This is a genomic window from Bacillus cereus group sp. BfR-BA-01355 (assembly GCF_022663675.1).
GTDB lineage: Bacteria > Bacillota > Bacilli > Bacillales > Bacillaceae_G > Bacillus_A > Bacillus_A thuringiensis_S.
This window is the reverse complement of the sequence record NZ_JAKUFY010000072.1, coordinates 22,019-28,026: the sequence shown is the minus strand read 5'-3', so window position 1 is coordinate 28,026 and position 6,008 is coordinate 22,019. Positions and strand designations below refer to the sequence as shown.

The following is a 6,008-nucleotide window of genomic DNA, read 5'->3' as shown; positions in this document are numbered from 1 at the left end:
AAAATGTAGGAAGTACTGGGGAACAAATTATTCAAACATATAACGAATTAAAAACAGCTAATGTAACATTCGTACAATCAAAAGTGGCAGAAGAACAACCAAAAACACCGAAAGAAAAATTACAGATCAATATTGAATCTGCAAAAGCAGTAGTGAAGAAAGCGCAAGCTGTAAATGTAACAGATGGTTCAGTGAAATCATTGCAACAAAAAATTACAGTTGCAGAAGCTGTATTAAAAGATGCGAAGGTAAAAGATGCACAGGTAGAAACGATGAATCGTACATTAGAATATGCGATTTCACTCGTTGAAAAAAGTATGAACAAATAAGAGAGAAGAAAAGAAGCTTATCATGATAGGCTTCTTTTTTGTTATACTAAAAGTAGCATAGAAAGAAGGAGCGAATAATTTGGAACAGAAAAAGCTAAAAAGAATTCTTGAATATGTATGGATCGCGGTTGTGCTCCTTGTAGGATATTATTTCTTAAAAGAGAAAAGTATTTGGGTTTTATTTTTAATGACTTTCTTATTAGCAGGACTAGGAACGTTATTTATTAACTTTTTCTTTGATAGTTTGAATGCCTGGAAGAATAAAAAGAAGGGAACGAAGTAAAGGAGGGAATATATGCAAAAGTGGAAGCTCATATATCAAGTAATCATTTTCATAGTGCTTGTAGGTATTGGCGTTTTTAAATATTCTACACCAATAGGAAATTGGGCGTGGTTTACAGCTTGCATCGGCATATTTTTCATTTTACAATCGTTAACGAAAAAATATAATTGTACAGAAAGATAGCTCGCCGCTAAAACGGCGAGCTATTTTGTTATGCTTTTTTCTGTTCATCATTCGTTTTTTCGGTAGCTAAATGGCTATGCTTTCTAGAGTAGAAGAAATAGAAGCATAAACCGACTATAAGCCAAGCTATAAAGCTAATCCATGTCGTTTTAGATAAATTAGCCATCAAATATAAACAGCAAAGAATCGCGACAACTGGTAATACAGGTACGAAAGGTGTACGGAATCCACGTTTTAAATCAGGATGTGTTTTTCGTAAAATAAGTACCGCGCAGCAAACGAATGTAAAGGCTGTTAACGTACCGATGTTTACTAAATTTGCTAGCAAATGTAAATCTAAAAGTCCTGCTAATAAAGCGGCAATAACGCCAGTAATCCACGTATTTAATAAAGGGATTTTTACTCTTTTATTTACACGTGCTAACGCTTTTGGAAGTAGACCGTCACGGCTCATCGCATACGAAACTCGAACTTGTCCATACATAACGACTAAGAGAACGGTTGTCATTCCAGTCATCGCTCCAACAGCGAGTAGTCCTGCAATTGCATCCTCACCAACGAAATGCAATGCAAATGCAACTGGATCAGAAACGTCTAATTGCGTATAAGGAACCATACCTGTTAAAACGAAAGATACGATCATATATAAAACAGTACAAATAAGAAGAGAACCGATAATACCAATTGGTAAGTCACGCTGCGGTTTTTTCGTTTCTTCTGCAGCGGTTGCGATTGCATCAAAACCTAAAAAGGCGAAGAATACAGTGACAGCTCCGGTAATAATACCGTCGTATCCGAATGGAATGAACGGTGTCCAGTTTTCAGGTTTTACATATTTTGCGCCTGCTACGATAAAGGCAATGATAACAGCTAGTTTAATAAGAACCATAATATTATTAATGCGTGCACTTTCACGTATACCAAAACTTAAAAGACCAGTAATAAGAAGTAAAATGCAGACAGCTGGTAAATCGATGAGACCACCTTTTCCTACGCCGGGGGCCGAGGCGATTATGGCGGGTAGGTGTATATTGAACCCTTGTAGTAATGATTGCAAATAACCAGACCAACCGACAGCTACTGCTGCAACGGCAAGTAAATATTCGAGCATTAAACACCATCCGACGATGAAGGCGACGACTTCTCCGACTGTCATGTATGCGTAAGTATACACACTTCCTGAGACAGGAATAGAAGAAGCAAATTCAGCATAACAAAAGGCTACACAAGCACAAGTAAATGCAGCAATAAGGAATGATAGCATAATACCAGGACCAGAATGTTTTGCTGCAACAATACCTGTTAATACAAAGATCCCTGTCCCAATTACGGCGCCGATCCCTAAAAACGTTAAATCGAGTGCAGTTAATGTTCTATCTAGCTGCTTTGGTGATTCAGTACTAAGCGCTTTTTTTCGTAATAATGACTTCACTTTGGACTCTCCCCCCGTTTTTTCATTTCCATAACTGCGACTATAGTATGAGCCCATTAAAAAAGAGTATGTAAGGAAATGGAGGTACAGTTATGGTATGTAGTTTTTTAAAATTGCTGGATTAATCTTAATATAATTCAGAATATTTTGTCAAATAAAAATATGAAAAATAAAATTCGGATCAATAGGGGAAACTACTTGCAGAAATGAACGGGGGTTAACGACCCACTGATTAAAGTTAAAGTAGGAGCAGATGCTATGTTATTTTATTTTGAACTTGTCGTCATTTTACTTTGTACGAAATTAGCTGGTGACATTAGCGTGAGACTTGGTCAGCCTTCTGTACTTGGTAAGTTAATTGTCGGTATTATTATCGGTCCAGCTGTACTCGGTATTATTAATAGTTCTGAACTAATTGATGAACTGAGTGAGATTGGTGTTTTGTTACTTATGTTTATGGCGGGACTTGAAACAGATTTAGAAGAGTTAAATCGGAATTTGAAATCGTCATTTGCAGTAGCGGCTGGTGGAATTATTTTTCCTTTCATCGGTGGTTATGTAACAGGATTGCTGTTTGGATTAATGCAGTCCCATGCCATTTTTTTAGGATTATTACTTTGCGCAACATCGGTTAGTATTACGGTGCAGACGCTACGTGATTTAGGAAAAATGAATACGAGAGAAAGTACAACAATTTTAGGTGCTGCCGTATTTGATGATGTCATTGTCGTTATTTTATTGGCATTTGTAATGAGTTTTTTAGGAACACAAGATGTAAATATAACACTTGTCATTGCAAAGAAAATTATTTTCTTTGTAAGTATTGTTTTTATTGCTTGGAAAGTCGTTCCTTGGATTATGAAAATGCTTGTCCCGCTTCGTGTAACAGAAGCGTTAATTAGCGCGGCTCTTATTATTTGCTTCTCTTTTTCTTATTACAGTGAAATGATGGGAATTGCAGGCATTATTGGAGCATTTGCAGCAGGAATTGCTATTTCTCAAACAGAGTATAAGCATGAAGTGGAACATAAAATTGAACCGATTGCTTATGCAATATTTGTTCCAGTATTCTTCGTAAGTATCGGAATGGAAATTACATTTCAAGGCATTGGAAGCCAGCTTTGGTTCATTATTATTATGACCCTCATTGCGATTTTCACAAAGTTAATTGGATCAGGTTTAGGAGCGAGATTGACAGGTTTTAATCTCCAATCTTCTATTAGTATTGGCGCGGGGATGGTATCACGTGGTGAAGTAGCACTTATCATCGCAGCAAATGGACTTACGGCGAATTTATTAGCGAAAGAAAATTTCACAGCGATTGTTATTGTGGTTATATTGACGACGATTATTACACCGCCACTTTTGAAGAAATATTTTGTATAGAGAGGAAGGGCTTATCTGATGTAGGTAAGCTCTTTTTTTATTCCAAAAAGCAATGGTCATATAGCATGAAGGGTTTGTAATTATGGTAAAATCTATGTATGTGATATGACAAGGAGAGGGAAGTGTGAAGATTACGAAGGAGAAGGTTATCGGTGTAATCGTACTTATTGCAGTATGTATACCATTTACTGCATGGAAAGAATCAAAAGTGAAAGATTTTCCGGTTTCTATTTTTTCGGAAGAAGCAGATGGTGAGTACGGTCAGAAGCTGAAATATACTGCTTTTTTACCTGATGTTGCGATTTGGATGAACGGTTGGAAAGAGAAGTGGACAGAAGGAGAAAGAACTGTTTATCAAAAAGGGAATCGCATTGTAAATGTGTTTCATCCTCCTGGCGATGATGGTTTTTACCTTCTTGAAGTAAGAGAAAATAAGTGAACGCAACCGTAAGAAGTGGAGGTTAAATAGTGAAAGCTTCAACATTACTATTTAAAATTGAAAGTAATATGGATCAATTTTCACCAGCTGAAAAGAAGGTTGCCATGTACATAATGGAGAATGCAGAGATTGTTCCGAACTTAACGACGAAAGAAGTGTCAACGAATGCAGGCGCAAGTGAGGCGAGTGTCGTTCGTTTTTGTAAGTCGATTGGGATCGGAAGTTTTAAAGCATTTAAGATAGCACTCGTTCGTGAATTAACGATTGCTGATTATAATATTAACGATTTTTCAGTGATGAATACGGAAGATGGACCGTACGATTTGTTTAATAAAGTCACTTATGTGAATAAAGCTGCAATTGAGGCGAGCGTTACTGCGATAGATAAGAAGGAACTTGAGAAAGCTGCAGATCGTATTGTCAATGCGGGCAAAATTATATTTTACGGCGTAGGTGGATCAGCTACGCCAGCAATGGATGGGGCGTATAAATTTACACGGCTTGGATTTACAGCGATGATGCTATCTGATTTTCATATGATGTTGCCGCTTGTGACGAATTTAAAAGAAGGCGATATATTTGTTGCGATTTCAACATCTGGTCGAACGAGAGATGTGCTTGAAATGGCGCAGTATGCAAAGAGACAAGGTGCAACTGTTATTGGAATTACGAAGCTAGATCAATCATCCCCCTTATATAAAGAAGCGGACATTCGTCTTTGTATGCCAGATGTAGAACAAGATCATCGTATTGCAAGTATTGCGTCGAGAATGACGCAACTGAATATGATTGATGCTTTATATGTGATTACTTTCAACCGAATTGGTAATAAAGTATTGGATCAATTTATGGAGACGCGAGAAGAAGCGTTGCGGTTACGGAAGTTAAAGTAGAAGAAAAGATGAGGAGACTCATCTTTTTTATTATCTTTGACACAAATATGTCATGTTGTGAAATTTTATTTCATAAAATAAGAAAGGGATATTGATTTTTAGTTTCTTAAAGTTATAATAAAAGTGTGAAATATAATTTCAAAGAGGGTGACAATATGTTAGAAAATTTATCGACAGAACATCGTAATGAGAAAACAATGAATCTGGATGAAATGAGTATAAAAGAAGTGTTGCAAAGTATGAATGAAGAAGATCGAACTGTTGCGTTAGCAGTTGAAAAAGAGATAGAACAAATTGAAAAGGTTGTACAGACTGTTATTAAATCTTTTGAAGAAGAGGGACGTTTAATTTACATTGGTGCTGGTACGAGTGGTCGTTTAGGTATTCTAGATGCAGTGGAATGTCCGCCGACATTTGGCACGGATGATAAAATGGTGCAAGGATATATAGCAGGTGGGTTGAAAGCGTTTACTAAAGCGGTGGAAGGTGCCGAAGATCGCGAAGAGTTAGCAGAAGAAGATTTAAAAAGTATTGGATTAAATGAGAAAGATACAGTGATTGGAATTGCTGCAAGTGGCAGAACTCCTTACGTAATTGGCGGCTTGAAATACGCACAGAGCGTAGGAGCGAGTACAGCGAGTATTTCTTGTAATAAAAATGCTGAAATAAGTAAATATGCAAAGTTAAATGTAGAAGTAGAGACAGGTGCAGAAATATTAACAGGATCAACGCGTTTAAAAGCTGGTACAGCACAAAAATTAGTGCTGAATATGATTTCAACAGCTTCGATGATTGGTGTAGGAAAAGTATATAAAAACTTAATGGTAGATGTTCAATCCACAAATGAAAAGTTAGTAGAACGGTCAAAACGAATTATTGTGGAAGCAACAGGCGCTAGTTATGAAGTAGCGGCAGAGTATTATGAAAAGGCAGAACGTAACGTAAAAGCTGCCATTGTTATGGTGTTGTTGCAGTGTGAGTATGGGGAAGCACTGGAGAAACTAAAATACGCAAAAGGGTTTGTGAAGAAAGCACTATAAAATAATAGGGAGGGGGATTCTAT

7 protein-coding genes and 1 pseudogene are annotated in these 6,008 nt (G+C 36.9%); 7 read left to right on the top strand and 1 reads right to left on the bottom strand.

Going from position 1 to position 6,008, the window contains the following annotated elements:
• The 3 genes and pseudogenes from MR167_RS21175 to MR167_RS21165 form a co-directional block, all read left to right on the top strand.
• Positions 1–329, top strand: a pseudogene (locus tag MR167_RS21175) (LamG-like jellyroll fold domain-containing protein); the annotation flags it as partial.
• Positions 330–408: 79 nt separating this feature from the next.
• A complete protein-coding gene (locus tag MR167_RS21170; RefSeq protein WP_000435797.1) occupies positions 409–612 on the top strand; it encodes a hypothetical protein in 204 nt (67 codons plus the stop codon).
• A 12-nt stretch (positions 613–624) separates the two neighbouring features.
• Entirely contained in the window at positions 625–795 is a 171-nt protein-coding gene (locus MR167_RS21165; protein ID WP_001174833.1) for a hypothetical protein, read from the top strand.
• A 28-nt stretch (positions 796–823) separates the two neighbouring features.
• On the opposite strand, the gene bcaP is transcribed toward MR167_RS21165, so the two are convergent.
• Complete coding sequence (gene bcaP, locus MR167_RS21160) at positions 824–2,284, bottom strand: branched-chain amino acid transporter BcaP (RefSeq protein ID WP_242315401.1); 1,461 nt, start codon at positions 2,282–2,284, stop codon at positions 824–826.
• A gap of 201 nt (positions 2,285–2,485) precedes the next feature.
• On the opposite strand from bcaP, the gene MR167_RS21155 reads away from it, so the two are divergent.
• The 4 genes from MR167_RS21155 to murQ all read left to right on the top strand — a co-directional run bounded on the left by MR167_RS21155 (position 2,486) and on the right by murQ (position 5,985).
• Complete coding sequence (locus MR167_RS21155) at positions 2,486–3,613, top strand: cation:proton antiporter (RefSeq protein WP_000899807.1); 1,128 nt, start codon at positions 2,486–2,488, stop codon at positions 3,611–3,613.
• A gap of 124 nt (positions 3,614–3,737) precedes the next feature.
• The gene (locus MR167_RS21150) at positions 3,738–4,052 is read left to right on the top strand and encodes an outer surface protein (RefSeq protein WP_242315399.1); all 315 of its coding nucleotides are present in this window, start codon (positions 3,738–3,740) and stop codon (positions 4,050–4,052) included.
• A gap of 29 nt (positions 4,053–4,081) precedes the next feature.
• The gene (locus MR167_RS21145) at positions 4,082–4,945 is read left to right on the top strand and encodes a MurR/RpiR family transcriptional regulator (RefSeq protein WP_000648168.1); all 864 of its coding nucleotides are present in this window, start codon (positions 4,082–4,084) and stop codon (positions 4,943–4,945) included.
• Between the two features lie 155 nt (positions 4,946–5,100).
• Positions 5,101–5,985, top strand: a complete 885-nt coding sequence (gene murQ, locus MR167_RS21140) for an N-acetylmuramic acid 6-phosphate etherase (protein ID WP_000892355.1) — start codon at positions 5,101–5,103, stop codon at positions 5,983–5,985.
• The last annotated feature ends 23 nt before the right edge of the window (positions 5,986–6,008 follow it).

Coding starts and splice junctions, on each gene's coding strand:
- murQ (WP_000892355.1), top strand. CDS start 5,101: ATGTTAGAAAATTTATCGACAGAACATCGTAATGAGAAAACAATGAAT.
- MR167_RS21165 (WP_001174833.1), top strand. CDS start 625: ATGCAAAAGTGGAAGCTCATATATCAAGTAATCATTTTCATAGTGCTT.
- MR167_RS21155 (WP_000899807.1), top strand. CDS start 2,486: ATGTTATTTTATTTTGAACTTGTCGTCATTTTACTTTGTACGAAATTA.
- bcaP (WP_242315401.1), bottom strand. CDS start 2,284: ATGGGCTCATACTATAGTCGCAGTTATGGAAATGAAAAAACGGGGGGA.